This window comes from Marinoscillum sp. 108 (genome assembly GCF_902506655.1).
In the GTDB taxonomy this organism is placed as follows: domain Bacteria; phylum Bacteroidota; class Bacteroidia; order Cytophagales; family Cyclobacteriaceae; genus Marinoscillum; species Marinoscillum luteum.
Genome location: NZ_LR734808.1, coordinates 3,560,030 through 3,577,567 on the forward strand (window position 1 = coordinate 3,560,030; position 17,538 = coordinate 3,577,567).

Annotated in this window: 12 protein-coding genes and 1 tRNA gene; 11 read left to right on the plus strand and 2 right to left on the minus strand. The window is 46.3% G+C overall.

All coding sequences use genetic code 11. The annotated features are described in order from the left end of the window. Window positions 1–12: 12 nt before the first annotated feature. The 10 genes from GV030_RS14490 (at window position 13) to GV030_RS14535 (ending at window position 15,111) form a co-directional block, all read left to right on the plus strand. Window positions 13–1,542: a RagB/SusD family nutrient uptake outer membrane protein gene (locus GV030_RS14490; protein ID WP_159583244.1), complete on the plus strand. Its 1,530-nt coding sequence runs from the start codon at window positions 13–15 to the stop codon at window positions 1,540–1,542. Window positions 1,543–1,604: 62 nt separating this feature from the next. Continuing rightward, entirely contained in the window at window positions 1,605–2,681 is a 1,077-nt protein-coding gene (locus GV030_RS14495) for a glycoside hydrolase family 43 protein (protein ID WP_255465437.1), read from the plus strand. Between the two features lie 28 nt (window positions 2,682–2,709). After that, window positions 2,710–4,503, plus strand: coding sequence for a T9SS type A sorting domain-containing protein (locus GV030_RS14500; RefSeq protein ID WP_159583246.1), 1,794 nt, complete (start codon window positions 2,710–2,712; stop codon window positions 4,501–4,503). 34 nt (window positions 4,504–4,537) lie between these two features. After that, window positions 4,538–5,752 (plus strand): exo-alpha-sialidase, encoded by a 1,215-nt coding sequence (locus GV030_RS14505; RefSeq protein ID WP_159583248.1) that lies wholly within the window; start codon window positions 4,538–4,540, stop codon window positions 5,750–5,752. 132 nt (window positions 5,753–5,884) lie between these two features. Then, a complete protein-coding gene (locus GV030_RS14510) occupies window positions 5,885–7,525 on the plus strand; it encodes an AbfB domain-containing protein (RefSeq protein ID WP_159583250.1) in 1,641 nt (546 codons plus the stop codon). Window positions 7,526–7,609: 84 nt separating this feature from the next. Next, window positions 7,610–9,415: a glycoside hydrolase family 2 protein gene (locus GV030_RS14515; RefSeq protein ID WP_221413348.1), complete on the plus strand. Its 1,806-nt coding sequence runs from the start codon at window positions 7,610–7,612 to the stop codon at window positions 9,413–9,415. A 7-nt stretch (window positions 9,416–9,422) separates the two neighbouring features. After that, window positions 9,423–10,550 carry a glycoside hydrolase family 43 protein gene (locus GV030_RS14520; protein WP_159583254.1) on the plus strand — a complete coding sequence of 376 codons (1,128 nt, stop codon included), beginning with the start codon at window positions 9,423–9,425 and terminating at the stop codon, window positions 10,548–10,550. Between the two features lie 280 nt (window positions 10,551–10,830). Beyond that, entirely contained in the window at window positions 10,831–12,615 is a 1,785-nt protein-coding gene (locus GV030_RS14525) for a hypothetical protein (RefSeq protein WP_159583256.1), read from the plus strand. A 2-nt stretch (window positions 12,616–12,617) separates the two neighbouring features. Then, entirely contained in the window at window positions 12,618–14,453 is a 1,836-nt protein-coding gene (locus tag GV030_RS14530) for an ATP-binding protein (RefSeq protein ID WP_159583258.1), read from the plus strand. 145 nt (window positions 14,454–14,598) lie between these two features. Then, entirely contained in the window at window positions 14,599–15,111 is a 513-nt protein-coding gene (locus GV030_RS14535) for a hypothetical protein (protein WP_159583260.1), read from the plus strand. A gap of 757 nt (window positions 15,112–15,868) precedes the next feature. On the opposite strand, the gene GV030_RS14540 is transcribed toward GV030_RS14535, so the two are convergent. Further along, window positions 15,869–15,942, minus strand: a tRNA-Arg gene (locus GV030_RS14540). Between the two features lie 301 nt (window positions 15,943–16,243). On the opposite strand from GV030_RS14540, the gene GV030_RS14545 reads away from it, so the two are divergent. Then, a complete protein-coding gene (locus GV030_RS14545; protein WP_159583262.1) occupies window positions 16,244–16,936 on the plus strand; it encodes an outer membrane beta-barrel protein in 693 nt (230 codons plus the stop codon). Here GV030_RS14545 and GV030_RS14550 read toward each other — a convergent pair. After that, a complete protein-coding gene (locus GV030_RS14550; RefSeq protein ID WP_159583264.1) occupies window positions 16,933–17,538 on the minus strand; it encodes a hypothetical protein in 606 nt (201 codons plus the stop codon). The genes GV030_RS14545 and GV030_RS14550 overlap by 4 nt on opposite strands.

Below are 17,538 nucleotides of genomic sequence, written 5' to 3' on the forward strand. Positions count from 1 at the left end.
ACCAGCACGATCATGAAAAAAATATTCATTTATATAGCAATTATAGGAGGGGGATGTTTCGGCTGTGAAGACAAGTTGGACATTGAGAACCCCAACGAACCCAATGTAGGATTGTTTTGGGAGACCGGCGAGGATGCCGAAAAGGGAGTCAACGCGATCTACAGTACTTTGCATAAAGGCTCTATTTCACGATGGATGCCAATGCTGTACTCTACTCGCGCAGACATTGGCGAAAGCCGAAGCCCATGGACAGACCTGTCCAATGCACTGGACAAGTTCATACAGCCAGATTATAACTTCGATCCCGTATCAGGAGTTTTTGCCGACAATTATGTGGGTATTTTCCGTGCCAACCAGGTGCTGGACAATGTTCCGGGCATTGATATGGAAAAGAGCGAGAAGGACGTACTGCTAGGACAGGCTTATTTCCTAAGGGCCTTATTTTATTATCACCTGGCTACTCTTTATGGCAATGTGCCGATGTTGTTGAAAACATCAGAGCCTCAAGATTACCCACCTAACAGTACGCAAGCAGAAGTATTTGAGCAGATCATTTCTGACCTGGAGCTGGCAGTGCCAATGTTGCCTGCTAGATATGCTGATGCCGCGGACCTTGGTCGCGTGACTAAAGGTGCAGCTTATGCCTTATTGGCCAAAGCGCACATGCAGCTCGGTCAATACCAGGCAGCACTACCAGCCCTGCAATGGCTTGTGGATGGTGAGGGTGGAGATATTTACAATTTGGTCGCCAACTATCGTGACAACTTTCTCATCACTACGGAAAACAACGTAGAGTCCGTTTTTGAGTGGCAGTTTGCAGAGAATCCCAACGAGTTCACAGACAATGATATTCAAACGCCAAATCATAACTACGGCACTTCTTTGGCTCAGTTTACCGCTCCGGTAGGTATTGGATGGTCAGATGCAGAAGCACGCCGATGGATCATCTATGAATTTGATGAACTCACTGTTTCTGGTGACCGGGATCCCCGGGTGGCAGCTAGTTTCCTGTTTGATTCTACAGACATCAACGGGCCTGATGCCACGATGATCTATGGTCAATCGTTCAGTAGCCGGTATGGCACCGGCCCTGACAGCAAGCGTGTTTGGGTTCGCAAATTTCTGAATGATCACTGGAAAAACCAGGAGGGATACCGGTCACCCAATAACTATCGATACATCAGGTACTCGGATGTGCTGCTCATGTATGCAGAGTGTCTGAATGCTACCGGGAGCACTGCTGCGGCTTATCCGCACGTGGATCGTGTACGTCAGCGGGCCGGACTTCAGTCCCTTTCAGTGGCAAGACCAGGTCTGAACCAGGCCGCGTTTTTGGAGCAGCTGAAGCATGAGCGTTTGCTGGAGCTGGCTGGTGAAGGGCACCGATGGAACGATTTGGCCAGGTGGGGTGATTTGGGCCCCGGATTGGCAGTAAACGATCCTGCGTTCGCCAATTTTGAAGTAGGTAAACACGAGTTGTTACCTATCCCACAGTTGGATATCGATGCTAACCCCAATTTGGAGCAAAATCCGAAATGGTAAAATAATGCCCCGGGCATTATTGCCCGGGCGTATTTCTTTTTCTAAACAAAATCAATGACATCATGCAAATGCTGAGAGCCGTTTTGGTTCATCTCGTAGGAATCCTATTGTTTGGGCTTACTGCCTGTGCGGAAGAAGGATCACCAAAAATTGACAAGAATCCTCCAAAGGAAGAGCCCACAGTGGATTCTTTATTTCTTAATCCTGTTCACACAAGTGGTCCCGATCCCTGGGTTTTCCAAAAAGATGACCATTACTACCTCACATTTACTACCGGGATCAATGTAACACTCTACAAGACAGATGTGATGTCGGACTTATCAAAGGCCTATCAGCGGGTGGTGTGGACTCCGCCAGCCAGTGGACCAAATTCGCGTAACATCTGGGCACCGGAGATTCACTTCATACGGGACAAATGGTACATCTACTACGCGGCTGATGATGGCAACAATGACAATCACCGGATGTTCGTCCTTGAAAATTCCAGTGCCGACCCTACCGTTGGTCAGTGGGTGGATAAGGGGGAGCTAAAGCTCCCAGGCGATCGGTGGGCCATTGATGGGACCATTTTTGAGCATGCAGATCAGCTCTATTACCTCTGGTCGGGGTGGTCAGGAGCCACCAATGGTCGGCAGGATCTCTATATCTGTAAGATGACCGATCCCTATACCGCGGAGGGAGATAGGGTGTTATTGACCAAGCCTGAACTCTCGTGGGAGACCAATGGCACCAACCCCACAGTGGTGGAAGGGCCACAGGTATTGAAAAATGGCGATAAACTGTTTATGATATACTCGGCAGGAGGCTGCTGGACGGATGGCTATTCTTTGGGGATGTTGACTGCTGCGGCAGATGCGGACCTGATGACTGCTGAGTCCTGGGTGAAGTCACCAAATCCTGTATTTAGTCAAAATCCATCAGGCAATGCCTTTGGGCCGGGTCACAATGGATTTTTCAAATCGCTGGATGGCACGGAGGATTGGATTATCTACCATGCCAACCCCTTCGAGGGGCAAGGCTGTGGTGGAGCAAGATCCATCCGTATTCAGCCTTTTACCTGGGATCAGCAGGGCTATCCCGATTTTGGGACACCCCATCCCCTCTATCAGAAGCTTACCAGGCCTTCTGGTGAGTATTAGATCAATTACTAACTAAACCTAAAAAGCAATGAAAGCTAAGTTGATAATAGTGATAACATTAATGATCATTGGCACGGGCCTAAGGGCTCAGGATGCCATTCATGATCTGGATTTCGATGTGCAGAAATCAAGCATTTCAGCAGTGGATATTGATGCCGATGGAGATCGGGATATTCTGATCATCGGTGAAAACCCTAACGGGAAATTTGCACAACTATTTCGCAACAATGGCGAGATGAGTTTTGAAAAAGTGGCTTCACCTTTTGCTCCTTCAGCCATTACTTCGGTGACTTTTGGAGACGTGAATGGTGATGGTCAGCTAGATGCCCTTCAGTCCGGATTTGCGGATTCGGTCATTGTCAATCTTTATACTACCAATGAATCAGGTGACCTTGCTTTGGATGATTTCTACAGCAGTTTGGCGCATATCGCGCCTTCTTCGGCTATCGCTGATCTCAACAATGATGGTCATGCGGATATCTTGATTTTTGGAAATCACAACATTGAAGACCAACGACCTAAAATCTACTTTGGAGATGGTACAGGTGGGTTCACTTCCGAGTCGCCATTTGACACCTACAAATTTATAGACCCCAAAGTGAGCACTGTGGATGTTGATACTGATGGTGATCTGGACCTATGGGTGATGGCTGGCTATGAAGAAGGCATCGATGCCCGTTTTGCCCGCTTATTTATCAACGACGGTGGCACATTCACAGAAACTGATCCTGGAATCATCGCCAAAGGGCCCGGTTCATCGGACTGGGGAGATTATGATGGCGATGGTGACCTTGATTTGCTGATTGGCGGCTGGGGTTATGTCAATTCAGGAGAAGACAATGACATGATCTACCGAATCTATAAAAACACAGGCGGAACCTTCACAGAAGCAGCGGTATTCCAGCCCTTCGGGGCCTTTAGTCCATCTGATGCTTCCCGATTTGCAGACTGGGACAATGACGGTGATCTGGATGTGATCCTGACCGGGTGGAATCCAGATGAAGGGGGCCAGCGAACGGCTTTTTTCATCAATACTTCGGGAACATTTGCAGCTGCGGACTACAATGCCACCCTTCCCGGTATTTCCGAGAGTGCCGTGGCTATTTCCGATCTGGATGATGATGGAGATCTGGATCTGATCATCAACGGTTACTCTGGAAATGAGTGGAATGGCGAGGGTTCAGCTTACAACCGGAATGTGGCGCTGGTAATAGAAAACACCACGGCGGGTACCAATGCCGCGCCAGCCCCACCGGCCAACCTTTCGGCCAAAGCCAATGGAAAAGCTGTGACCTTTAGCTGGGATGAAGCAACGGATGATTCTACTCCGGCAGCGTCTCTGAGCTACAATCTGTTTTTGGTGGATTCCGATGGAAACTATTTCTTCTACCCCGTGGCAGATACCACCTCTGGTAAACTCATGGTGCAGGAGAAAGGCAACATGCAGCTGAATAACGCCTGGACTGTTAAGGGGCTCCCTTACGGGGAATACAGATGGGGAGTCCAGGCCATCGATCACAGTTTTGCAGGGTCGACTTTCGCCAAAGACAACTTCAGCCATTTGGAAGGAGGCCCACTGGCTACTTCATTGGAGAGCGACGCACTTATCTATCCAAATCCAAATCAGGGCCAGATACAGGTCAGGGTGAATAATCAAATCCGACAGCTCAGTATTTTGACCATGGATGGGAAGCTGGTAAGGTCTCTGAATGTGGAAGCGGGTGCCAAAAGTGTTCAGATTCCCATGGCGGCTGGTATTTACCTGGTGAGGGCTCTTCGTGCCGATGGACATTCCACTTCAGATAAAGTAATAGTAAAGTAATCAATCATGACTCAGGCCGAACGTAAAGCGCTAAATGAAGCATCATCAACAGATTCTTAAAAGCATGGTTTTGCTTTGGATGATAATGGTTCTCTGTTATTGCAAGCCAGGCGAGGAGCCCTCCGAGCAGCCTCCGATGGTGGAGGAGGATACCACCGCCTGGGTGATAGAGCATGCTCAGCCGGGAGCACCCATCTCACACATCAGGTGGGGGGAACCCGTGAAAGTCTCTCACGAAGTGTTTGGAGCCGAATATCCAAGGATGCTGCAGCTGGGTGAGGACACTTTGTTTTTGGCTTACCATGGAGGTGATGAGCAAAACGCCTGGGACAATATTTACCTGAGAAAAAGCTTCGACCGGGGAGCCACGTGGAGTGAAGAGGAAGTTCTAATGGCTGACAATGATCCCAATTATTGGGGCTTTGCCAACCCGGAGTTTTTAGAGCTCAGGAGCGGTCGGATCTTGATGGCCTTTACCGGACGCGGCAGGCCAGATGATAACCAGCATGACAATATCCAGTTCATGTACAGCGATGATCGGGGCACTACATGGAGTGCCCCGAGAATTGTGGCCCTTGGGCGATCGTGGGAGCCTGCCATGGTGCAGCACCCCAATGGGGACGTACTGCTTTTCTACTCCAGCGAAGCCCGGTGGTGGCAGGTGGTTCCTGCCGATCAGACTCAGCAGGAGATACTCATGGTCACCTCGAAAAATGATGGGGGCTCGTGGAGCCTGCCCAAGTCTGTGGCCTACACCTCCGGAATGCGCGATGGCATGCCAGTGCCTTTGGTACTGAAAGATGGTAAAGGGATTGCTTTTGCCATTGAGTCTGTGAACAACAGAGATTCTCCATGGATACTACGCTCCTCTTTGTCTGCACGCTTCCAAACCCCTGGTGACATTAGTAAAAGGCTGGCGGCACCTAAAACCACAGTCAACTTTGGCGGAGGCCCCTATCTGGTACAGCTGCCCACTGGAGAGACCATCCTTTCATGTCATGATACAGGCGACAGGGACATTGGGCCAGACTGGAAACGAAATACCATGTACGTACTGATCGGAGATGCTGAAGCCAACAACTTCTCCAATGTTTCCTATCCTTTTCCAGATCTGCCGGCAGATGAAGGAGCCTTTTTTAATGCACTACACGTCCTCGATGAGGATACTGTGATCGCTTTGGGCAGTCGATATTTTGCGGATGGTCATACGGAAGTTCATTGGGTGACGGGTGAGATAGTGAGGCAGTAAAAAAAGATACTAAGGCAGGATTTTGCTTAAAAAGTGAAATCCACGGGCGGCCCAAGGGGCCGCCCATTATTATCGCAAATTTTTGTTTCTGTGTTATGCGCCAGAAAGATTTTTCATTTCAAAACGAACGCTATGAAACTTAAGAAATTACAAATCAGAATCATCGTCATAATGATGATCGTTATGGGTGCTTTTGGCGCTGACTTACATGCTCAAACCACTCGGTTTGAGTCGCACAACTTTCCGGGCAACTATATCCGACACGCTTACAGCCGGGGGCGAATAGATGCCAATGTGAGTCCGTTTCAGGATTCGGAGTTTAGAATTGTTCCAGGCCTGGCCAATGGTGCGGCCATTTCGTTGGAGTCCGTAAATTTCCCGGGGAGCTTTTTACGTCATAAAAATGGCGAAATCTGGCTGGAGCCGAATGACGGTTCGGGTATTTTTCATCAGGATGCCACCTGGTGGATGCGAAGCGGTCTTGCCGGTGGTGGCGTGTCATTTGAGTCTTACAATTTTTGGGGCAATTACATTCGTCATAGAAATGGGCTGTTGTACAGCGAAAGTCCCGGGGGTTTACCGGCTGACGCCACTTTTCATGAACGACCTGTGGGGGGTGGTGCCATGGTCGATGCTTTTGAGGGGGCCGATCCTGAGATCACCAACTTCGATGGAAACTATCGCATCTACGTCACCAATCAGGGTGGGGTGATCCGATGTATGAGGCCTTACGACAACAATAATCTAAAAGGTAGCTGGTATGCTACCACGGCTTTCACCATGCCCCCACACCTGATAAATGGCTGGGCCCCGGCAGTGGTGAAAGTAGGCAGTGAGTATCGCATGTATTTCAATGCCATTGACACCAGAGGGCCGGATGATAATAACATCTACGTGGCCTTTTCCAATAATCCCAACTCCGGCTTTGCCAATGAAGTGGAGGTGGTGCATGATGGAGCCGGCGGCTGCACCGATGTGATCGACGCTGGCATTGATGGAAACATTATCTACTATGGTGGCTCCGTGGGGGGTGGTGCCTTCATGGCAGACCTTACCAACAATGGACGCAGTTCTGCCAATCACAGAATGGTCAACGGGCTCACCAATTACTCTGAGGCGCCTTTCGTAGGGTATGTCACCGGAGTAGGTAAAGTGATGCTGTATGCCCGCGGTTTTTATTATAATGATTCCTATGGCACCAACTGGGCCACGGGTGATGGCCAGAACTGGACCTATCAGGGGCAAGTCAATTTCCCCAATGCTGACCAGTATTTGTTCAGATTAGGCCATGCCTCTACGGTAAACGATTACATCGCCGTGAATAGCAATCGGGCAGGAACGCCGGTTCGCAGGATTGCCATTGGTCAACTCTCTTTGCAGGGGGGATACCTGGAAGGTAATCGTGTGAGTGGTGACCCTGGCGCTGATACCGAGGGGATGGTACTTACTGTGGTGATCGAAGACCTCACGGACGTGAATGTGGTCGCCGATTTTGGTGAAATGAAACCGAGTGACTTTAAAATATATCCCAATCCAGTACAAGGCACTGAGTTTTTCATCGCATTCAATGCGCGTGAAGTAGCCACCTCTGCACAGATTGATATTTATGATCTCAGTGGAGCACTTGTGCTGCAGGTGATCAAGGAGAATGTTGAGATGGGTGTCAACTCCTATCAGCTTGATCGGTCTGGCCTTCGTGCAGGGCAGTATATGCTGCGTGTGACCAACGACCGTGGACAACTACTCGGTGGGGATACATTTATTGTGAAATAGAATACAAACTCGCGAACCCCTTTGCACCACAGGTAGCAAAGGGGTTCGCTTATTACCTTAGAATAGAGAATGGATACGATGATCATGAAAAACGTACTAACCTTAATACTGGCCTTGGGCCTTTGTAGTGCAAGCGCACAGTGGAAGCCTGCAGGTGACAAAATCAAAACCAAATGGGCTACCGAAGTGGATCCCGACAATGTGCTACCCGAGTACCCGCGTCCGATCATGACCAGAGCCAACTGGAAAAATCTGAATGGGTTGTGGGACTTTGCGATGGTCAAGCGCAATGCCACCGAACCTCAGGCATACAGTGAGCAAATTCTGGTGCCCTTTCCAGTGGAGTCTAGCCTTTCCGGAGTGCAGAAAATGGTAGGTGCAGAAAATGTAGTTTGGTACCGCCGCACCTTTGAGGTGCCAGCTGCCTGGGAGGGCAAAAATACTTTGCTCCACTTTGGCGCTGTGGACTGGCGCACGGAGGTGTTTGTCAATGACATTAAAATAGGTACGCATGAAGGTGGGTACACGCCGTTTTCATTTGACATTACTCCGTACCTGAAAGATGGGGTACAAAAACTGACCGTGAAAGTGTGGGATCCCACAGATGCTGGCCCGCAGCCCCGAGGCAAGCAGGTGAACAAGCCCGGTGGCATCTGGTACACACCAGTCACCGGGATCTGGCAAACCGTATGGTTAGAGCCAGTGGATGCTACGTCCATAGTAGATATCCGAACCAATCCCAACATTGATGACAATACCCTCAGCGTGCAAGTAGCGACCCGAGGCAGCTCTTATGGAGACCTGATTGAGATCAAAGTACAAGATGGTGCGAATGTGATCAAAACGGTGAAGACCGCCGTAGGACAGGAGGCAGTCATTACGATACCATCACCCAAACTATGGTCACCTGAGTCACCATTCCTTTATGATCTGGAAGTTGCGCTTATCCGTGATGGAGTGGCCAGGGATCAGGTGAAAAGCTATTTCGCCATGCGAAAGATCTCTACTCAGCGAGATACAAAGGGTATTGTCAGACTTCAGTTGAACAACAAGGATTATTTCCAGTTTGGCCCGTTGGATCAGGGTTGGTGGCCCGATGGTCTCTACACGGCTCCTACGGAGGAGGCGCTCATTTATGACATTCAAAAGACCAAAGATTTTGGTTTCAATATGATCCGTAAACATGTGAAAGTAGAACCAGCCAGATGGTATACTCACTGTGACAGGATGGGTGTGCTGGTGTGGCAGGACATGCCCAATGGTGATGATCAGCCTATCTGGCAAAATCGCCAGTATTTCACTGGCACCGAATTGCAACGTACGGCAGAATCGGAAGCGATTTACCGCAAGGAATGGAAAGAAATCATGGATTATCTTTATTCTTATCCGAGTATCGTGTGCTGGGTGCCCTTCAATGAAGGTTGGGGTCAGTTTAAAACTCAGGAGATCGTGGAGTGGAATATGGCCTATGATCCTTCCAGACTCGTGAACCCGGCAAGTGGGGGTAATCATTTTCAGGTAGGCTCTATGCTAGACCTCCATAATTACCCGGGACCGGAAATGTACCTGTACGATGCACAACGTCCGACGGTGCTGGGCGAATATGGCGGCATTGGGCTGCCCTTGAAAGATCACCTTTGGGAGCCTGATAGAAACTGGGGCTACGTGCAGTTTAAAACCTCCAAAGAGGTAACAGAAAAATATGTGGAGTATGCGCAACAGCTGGCTGACATGGCGAAAACCGGGTTTTCTGCTGCTATTTATACCCAAACGACCGATGTGGAAGTGGAGGTCAATGGCTTCATGACCTACGACAGGAAGGTGATCAAGCTGGACGAAAAAGAAGTTAGAAAAGCCAATCAGGCAGTGATCAATGCGATACAGAAATAAGCTAAGAATGAAACATTTACACCATATCACCATTGCGGCGGTTTTGGCCTTAGGCCTGAGCTGCTCCACGCCTCCCAAACAAGAGGCCACTACCAAAACCTACAGCAACCCCATCAATGTAGAGTTTGGCGACCCTTATATTCTGGACAATGGAGACGGCACCTACTATATGTACGGCACCGGTGGAGGAGCGAAAGATGGCTTTGCCACGTACTCTTCCACCGATCTGGTCAATTGGAAGTTTGAAGGGCAGGTGTACTATGGTAATACCGACAGTTCGTGGAATGAGAAGTGGTTTTGGGCTCCAGAGGTTTACAAGCGCAGCGACAAGTACTATATCTTCTTCAGTGCTCAGTGGAAGGAAAATCCCACCAATGAAGAGGAAAACTTCATGATCGGTGTGGCGGTAGCGGACAGCCCCACAGGACCTTTTGTGGATTTGTATGATCGTCCTATTTTCAATCCTGGCTATCCGATCATTGATGCCAATGTCTTTGTGGACGACGATGGAAAAAACTACCTGTACTATTCCCGTGCCTGCTACAAGCATCCGGTGGAGAGTGAAGTAGCCGACTGGGCCCGGGAGAAAGGCTGGTATGAGGAGGTGGAAGAAAGCTGGGTCTACGGTGTAGAGCTCAAGCCGGACTTCAGCGGAGTGATCGGTGAGCCGGTGCTGTTGCTGCACCCACCTGTGACAATGGATGATCAGCAAGCCGAGTGGGAGAGCCGATCAGTTACCGCACGGGAGATCAACCGCCGCTGGACGGAGGGGTCTTTTACTTTCAAAAAGAATGGCACTTACTACATCATGTATTCGGCCAACTACTATGCAGGGAAAAACTATGCCGTGGGCTATGCCACTGGTGCAGGGCCACTTGGACCTTTCCAAAAGGCAGCTAACAATCCCGTGCTGCAAAAGAATGTGGAGCAGGGCGGCGATGTGACAGGCACCGGGCACAATATGGTCTTGTTTTCGCCCGACAGCTCAAAGATGTATTGCGTTTATCACGGCCGCACTACTGCCAGTGGGGACAACAGGGTGCTGTTCATAGACGAGCTGCGCATAGAAGAAAATGGTCAGTTGGTAGTGGATGGACCCTCCACCACACCCAACCCCTATCCGGTGCTGAGGTAGGGACCGGCTCCTAATCACCATCAGGCAAAACATCCAATAGCATCAGGGGCAACCCTGGTGCTATTTTTTGTGGTGTTTTCATGCCATGAACCTGTATGTCTTTTAACGGTAAAGAGTTAGATTTATGGAACCCAACCATAATCTGATTGACACATTCAAACTTTGCATATCTCGAGGAAGAGTTTAATCAATAGATTTTTTAGGAGATGGTATTCAACGAGCTCAATAGCGTAGTGCATCACATCCACCAGCTGAGTAGGGTGATCAAAAAAAGAAGCAAATGGCAAAACGTGAGTTATCCATATTACAAAAAATGTACAAGGAATTTTTTCTTGCCTTGCTTGCTGAATATGAGCTGGACTCACCCGCAAAACTGAGTCATTTTCAGAAGAGAGAATTCTTTACAAGGATAAAAGAAGGTTGGAAAGTAAAAACGGCAGCATTAGCTAAAGCAAAAGTAAGGACAACGCCTCTTTCAAAGAAATTCCAGTACGCAAAGGTTAAAGTTTCAGAGTCTTTAATAGCACTAGAGCCAAAGGCAGCATACGGACAAACTCTCCCAAGTAAAACTGAGGAGGTTACTGTAAAAATCCTTTCTGAAGAAAATCCCGAACAAACAGATGATTTAAAAATTAAGTATCATCCCAACCAGTTTTTTGAGCAAGATGATTTGATGTATACCTATCCGGTAGTGAAAATGCCTAGAGAGGAGTCATATTTAAAGCTTCCAAGAAAACGTCGTGCAATGGGTAAAGGATATAAAGAGGCCGATTTTTATAAAGCCATAATTGCCAATATACCTGAAGTGGAAGTTGATGTTGATTTGCACATGGCTATCCCACACTATAGCAGGCCCTATGAGCCAGACATTGTTTTAATAGATCGGGAACTTAACTTATACATAGATATAGAAATAGATGAACCTTATGATGGCTATTATCGATTTCCAACTCATGAATTTATCAGGGACGAAAAAGATGTGATTGTTAAAAAAGATAATATCAGGGATTTGTTTTTCACAGAAAGTGGATGGGTGGTTATTCGATTTACTGAGTATCAAGTACATCTCCAAGAGAAGCAATGTATTGCCTATATTAAGGATGTACTGAATTCAATCTATACGTATCGACTGGATGAATCTTCCAATTGCACTTTGGAACCTCAATGGGACTACCAGCAAGCTGTTCGGTGGGAGAAATCACATTATAGAGAGAAATATTTAGGTATTGAAAAATTTGGTAAGCAAAAAGCAACCTCAGAGATCATTGTTGATTTTAACGAAAATGAGAGCATTGAAAGAAGTCTGAATAGAACGAAAAGGTCTAAATCGGAAGCCTTGCAAGGTAATGTTGCCTTTGAGGATGAAACGCATACATATCATCATCCAAAGGATGAAACTGGAAACGCAGAGTATATATCAGTTACCACCTTAATTGATCGATTCTTTCCATTTGATATTGACCGATTCATTCAGGGGAAAGTCAAAAAGGAAGGACTTAGCGAAGAGGAGGTATTGGAAGAATTTCTTAGAAATAGAGATGAGGCTGCAGAAAAGGGCACCTATCTCCACGAGCAAATAGAGAGATTCTTAAAGGGAGAGTCATATGATGAGTGTACTAAAGAATTTGCCCACTTTAGAAGATTCTATAATCATGTAATTGTTGACAAGGGGTTTCAATTTGTTGAGGCTGAAAAAAAAGTACTACTGGAAGAATACAATGTTGCTGGTACTGTAGATGCTTTGTTCAAGAAACCGGATTCGAACGATTATGTCATTATTGACTGGAAACGAAGTAAAAAGTTAGTAATTGATGGTTACCCCAGAAAGTTTGGTTATGGTTATGCTTTGTCGGAATTGGGTAACCTAGATAATTCAAGCTATAACAAATACTCTCTGCAGCAGAATATTTATAAATACATTTTGGAGAAGAAGTATGGGTTTCCCATCTCGTCTATGAATTTGATCGTGCTTCACGAAAAATATGACGATTATTATAGAATCAATCTAGCTGAGATGGGAAAAGAGGTTAGGATCATCTTGGACTCAATCAACCACAAAATATAGATATGTCCGTATTAGATGATTTTAAGCAGGCAATAGTCATTCAACAACAAAAGGATGATGAGGCCTATGAAGAGCAAATAGCCTTACCTCTTGACGAACGTGTTGCCAAGGGTGTGACGATGACCAATCTCAAGGTCATATTTGATTTTTACGAGGAAGCGCCTAACCAATGGTGTCCACATTTGAATTACCCATATAAGTTCCTTCGCTCAGCTGAAATTTTTAGTGATAATAATATCTCAAAGTTCCGGGAAGGCGCACAGGTGGTGTTGAGCAATGGTAGTCATGAGTTTAAAATGGATATACTGGAAGATACACTTGAAAGATTTGTTTTGGCTCCAAATGACTATGATGTGAAAGCATGTTATTTAGACTCAAAAAGTTATAACCAAAATAATTGGGAGATCAATGTGGTAAAAACCGATCTCACCTTAAAACTACTTTCAGCCACAGCGGGTAATCTGGAGTCTGATAGTGCTCGACTTAATAAAATTGAGCGTCTTTTTTCTGGAGCATTGACTAATCCGATCAACTCAGATAAATGCTATAATGGCTTAAATGACTCACAAAACACAGCTGTCACCAAGGCGGTTTTGTCTCCTAATTTCCATTTGATTCAGGGGCCTCCCGGAACGGGAAAAACAGAAACCATAGCGCACATTGCGGCGCTGTACTTACGTTCTGGCAAAAAAGTATTTGTTACTGCCCCTACCCACACAGCCATCAACAATTGTTTGAATGCCATTGCTAATAGGGTAAAAGAAGATAGCAAGGTGGTAAAGATTGGAGAGAAGTATCAAGCGGCAGAGATACTAACTAACCCGCATATTAAAAGAAAGACAAGGTTGTCCTTAGAAAGTTTTGAGTCTGTTAATGAGATGAGCAAGGAGGGAATTGTCATAGGAGGCACTCCATATTCTCTATGCTACCCAGCATCCAAGCGTCTAAATAATTGGGAATTTGATGTGGCACTAATAGACGAAGCGGCACAAATGAGCATTCCTCTCGCCGTTTCGGTTATGTCAAAAACCAACAAGTTTGTCTTTGTTGGTGATCATGAACAGCTTGATCCTATTATGCCCTCAGGAACTGGAGTGTCCATGTTTTCAGAATCGGTCTTTCGGAGGTTGGTTAGGCTTTATCCAAACGATAAAACGCTTTTGAATATTTCGTACAGATTGAATGACAAACTTATTCGCATACCTAATAAGCTTTTTTATAGTGATCAGTTAACTTCAGGAGTTTCGCCGAATATTGAAAATAGTCAAATACCAAGCAATCATTATTCAGAAGTATTGAATAATGAAGACCCAAAAGTCTTGTATTTGCACAAGGTGTTTGATTCTCAAGGGAGATCCCCACACGAAGCAAGTATTGTTGCTGGTATTCTCAAAGATCTAGTAGAACACGGTGCTGAGTTAAGGGATATAGGTATTATAACACCTTACAGAGCTCAGGTGCGTGAAATCAAAAAAGCACTAAATCGGGTTGTAAAAGGAATTGACACAGAACGAACTGAATCACTTTTTATCGATACCGTTGATCGCATGCAGGGGCAAGAGAGGGATTATATCCTCTATAGTATGTCAAACTCGCATCCACTGGAATCGAAAAGAAGATTGGATTTTTTTTATAGCCCTAATCGATTGAATGTGGCTATTACAAGAGGTAAGAAGAAGTGTATTGTTATTGCTAATTATAAAGTTTTTGACATCATCGATGATGAGTTATCGGATTTGCCAGAATATGATAATTTGAAGCCAAGTCTCAACATATTCAAGGAGTATTTCAGGCTTTCAACGAAAATTGAAGAAGAGGTGGAAGAGGATAGTTGGTAGAAAATGAACTATTGTGCTCTATACTTTGAATTTGTGGAGGGCATTTTATGCTCATTATTAATCTCCTCAAGAGAATGTGTAATGATTCCTAATTCGCGATTCGCGAATTAAAATGCTACCTTTACTTGAAAGGAAACTCTATCAAATGAAAAAGCACAGCGGTATGCGGCCGCAGGACATTGTCATCCTGCTCAAAATTGCCATCAAAGGGGAGCAGTCCTGGAACATGAAAGCGCTTTCTCAAGAATTGGAGATTAGCGCCAGTGAAGTCAGTGAGAGCCTCAACCGCTCGTCTTTTGCGGGACTACTGTTTCAGGATAAGAAGCAGCTCATGCGCCAAGCCCTAATGGATTTTTTGCAATACGGTCTTCGGTACGTGTATCCACAGCAACCCGGTGCATTGGTGAGAGGCATGCCTACCGCACATAGTGCACCACCTCTGGACAATGAGATTATGAGCGACGCACCTTATGTTTGGCCCTATTACGATGGAACAGTAAGAGGTCAGGCCGTAGAGCCTCTTTATCCAAGTGTGCCGGCTGCCTGCCTCAAAGATCCGGTTTTTTATGAAGTAATGGCCCTGTGTGATGCGCTCAGAGTAGGCAGAGCTCGCGAGCGAAACTTTGCGGTAGAAGAACTCAAAAAGCGGATATGCTAAAGAACGCGAAAAGTGCAAACGAGATGAGTCAAAATGATTTTTTGCATGCGACTGGCTAGGTTGGTGCCATTTTGTGGGATCACCAATTGTTTTCTTTGCCTACGCGGCCCGGGGCAAGCAAAGAAAATGAAGGGTAAGTAGCCAGGCTATCTGATTGAGGCAAACTAAGTTATCAGTTCACTACCTCACCATCAACTTTTAATGCAATCTTCCCACAACTTTACTCCTTGATCCTTGATGCATCAAGCAATAAAATTGTGGGGCATCACTATATAGTTATATTTTGTAAAGACGAATTAATTCACTGCGGATTCAGAAATGGAGGGACGCAAAGGAGGGCGGGGCATCCAAGGCAAGCGTGAATCATTTTGACTCTAACAATTCCTAAAAAAGCCTAAACACCATGAGTCAAAATGATTTTTTGCGTTGGTGCCTTTTCTTTTGCTTCGTTTTCTTTAGGCAAGCAAAGAAAATGAAGGGTAAGTGGCCAATCAACTAGATTGAGGTATATAAGGTATCAGATCACAACTTCTCCATCCATCCTTAATGCAATCTCCCCACAGAAATTCTGCTTGACCCTTAGTGACCTCCGCAGGATTACTTTCCGAGATCCTGTAATCGTTCCGAATTCCGATAGCAAAACCATTGAATCTGCGATTCAAGTGGATTTTGTATTTCAAAGGCTCCCTTGAATAAATTCAAATCGCCTCTGAAACACAAAAACCTGTCGCATGCGCGACAGGTTTTGCTCTCTTAGTGACCTCCGCAGGATTCAAACCTGCAACCTCCTGAGCCGTAATCAGGTGCTCTATTCAGTTGAGCTAGGAAGCCATATTTTAATTGCCGTAATCAGGTGCTCCCTGCCTGCTGGCAAGGCAGGTATTCTCCCGATAGCTATCGGGAGAGCTAGGAAGCCATTTTCGATTTTAACACTTTTTATAACAACGATCTCTGTGAAATCATTCCTCTAAAAGTATCTTCGTCCGATCAACAACACAAAACCCCGCAGAGATTCATGTATTTTTTCGTCCGAATCAAATCGAGCACAAAGTTAATAATTTGTGGTATAAATCATCGTTAATCCTGTAGGTTTTAAAATAGATTCTATCTTTGCGCGAAATTAAAAATGAATATGAAGCGAATTTGCGGAGTTGCCTTTCTACTGACACTTACTTTCACAGCGTTTTCACAGGACAATTCACGACCAAAGCAGCCTGACCTTCCCGGCGATCTGATGCTGGACTATGGGTTCAACTTTTGGACACAAAAACCTGATGCATTGCCCACCCGCATGTGGAGCTCCAATTCATTTGGCATCTATTATAACTCTCGGGTTCGTTTCAACGACTACATTTCTTTTTACCCAAGTGTAGGGTTTACGTTCGAAAAGTACGGTTTTGATGACAATCAAACCTGGCTGCGGGATTCAAATGGCGATATATCTCTGGACTCTATTGGTGGTGTCACGCTTACCAAGAATAAGCTGGTGGCCAACTATTTTGAAGTGCCGGTGGAATTCAGGATTCACCCACTGGGTACGGTAGGCGGCGAGGGCTGGTTTATCGGCCTTGGAGCCATCGGTGGCATTCGTGTGGGCTCTCCACATACCAAGATCAAGTATAATGAGGGGGATAATTCGATTAAGGAAAAACTCTACGACGACTTCAACGTCAATAGGTTCAGATATGGTCTTCAGGCAAGATTTGGTTTCAAGACCTTTCATGTGTACTACAAGACCTATCTCAATAACGTTTTTACCAGTTCTCCTGACGGCACCAAAAACCCTCAGACCTACACCCTCGGGGTGACCTTCAGCGGTTTCTAACCAAAGAAGAAAAGTGCTGCAAAACAGAAAACAAAACCAAAAATAGCCCCGGTCCAGCTTTCACCAGGCGTGTGCCTGTTGAGGTAGAGGCGTGAAGTAGTGGTAAGGCCGGCGATCAGAAAGAGGCCGGCCAGCGGCATGATGAGGTCTGTGGAGAGGTACTTCATGCTGAATGCCGAGAACAGCCCGGCTACCCCCCAAACAGCTGCGGAATGCACACTAATCTTGAACCTGAGGCTAATCAGAAAAATGGCGAAAATCATGGCCGTCACGGCGATCATAATCACCAGGAGGGTGATCGGGAGCCTCATTTTGGTGTAAAACATATAAGTGGTCACCCCATAAAATGCCCCGATAGAGAGGAAAGGGAGCGACCTTTCTTCCAGTTTAGTGATTTCCAGGTTAGAAACCTTTTTAGTGAGCTTGAGAAAAAGAATACTCATGGCAGGAACCACGCTGGTAGTCATGAATATGGCACCGATGAAATAAGGCACCGACTGCAGGGGTATAGGACTGTAGATTTCTGGTACCATCAGGTAAAACAGTACGCTACAGTAGGTGGCCATGAGCAGCGGATGAAAAAGGGCCGAGATGATTTTCAT

Excerpts from the sequence above, each read along its gene's own strand:
- GV030_RS14490 (WP_159583244.1), top strand. The coding sequence starts at position 13 with ATGAAAAAAATATTCATTTATATAGCAATTATAGGAGGGGGATGTTTC.
- GV030_RS14495 (WP_255465437.1), top strand. The coding sequence starts at position 1,605 with ATGCAAATGCTGAGAGCCGTTTTGGTTCATCTCGTAGGAATCCTATTG.
- GV030_RS14500 (WP_159583246.1), top strand. The coding sequence starts at position 2,710 with ATGAAAGCTAAGTTGATAATAGTGATAACATTAATGATCATTGGCACG.
- GV030_RS14505 (WP_159583248.1), top strand. The coding sequence starts at position 4,538 with ATGAAGCATCATCAACAGATTCTTAAAAGCATGGTTTTGCTTTGGATG.
- GV030_RS14510 (WP_159583250.1), top strand. The coding sequence starts at position 5,885 with ATGAAACTTAAGAAATTACAAATCAGAATCATCGTCATAATGATGATC.
- GV030_RS14515 (WP_221413348.1), top strand. The coding sequence starts at position 7,610 with ATGAAAAACGTACTAACCTTAATACTGGCCTTGGGCCTTTGTAGTGCA.
- GV030_RS14520 (WP_159583254.1), top strand. The coding sequence starts at position 9,423 with ATGAAACATTTACACCATATCACCATTGCGGCGGTTTTGGCCTTAGGC.
- GV030_RS14525 (WP_159583256.1), top strand. The coding sequence starts at position 10,831 with ATGGCAAAACGTGAGTTATCCATATTACAAAAAATGTACAAGGAATTT.
- GV030_RS14530 (WP_159583258.1), top strand. The coding sequence starts at position 12,618 with ATGTCCGTATTAGATGATTTTAAGCAGGCAATAGTCATTCAACAACAA.
- GV030_RS14535 (WP_159583260.1), top strand. The coding sequence starts at position 14,599 with ATGAAAAAGCACAGCGGTATGCGGCCGCAGGACATTGTCATCCTGCTC.
- GV030_RS14545 (WP_159583262.1), top strand. The coding sequence starts at position 16,244 with ATGAAGCGAATTTGCGGAGTTGCCTTTCTACTGACACTTACTTTCACA.
- GV030_RS14550 (WP_159583264.1), bottom strand. The coding sequence starts at position 17,538 with ATGAAAATCATCTCGGCCCTTTTTCATCCGCTGCTCATGGCCACCTAC.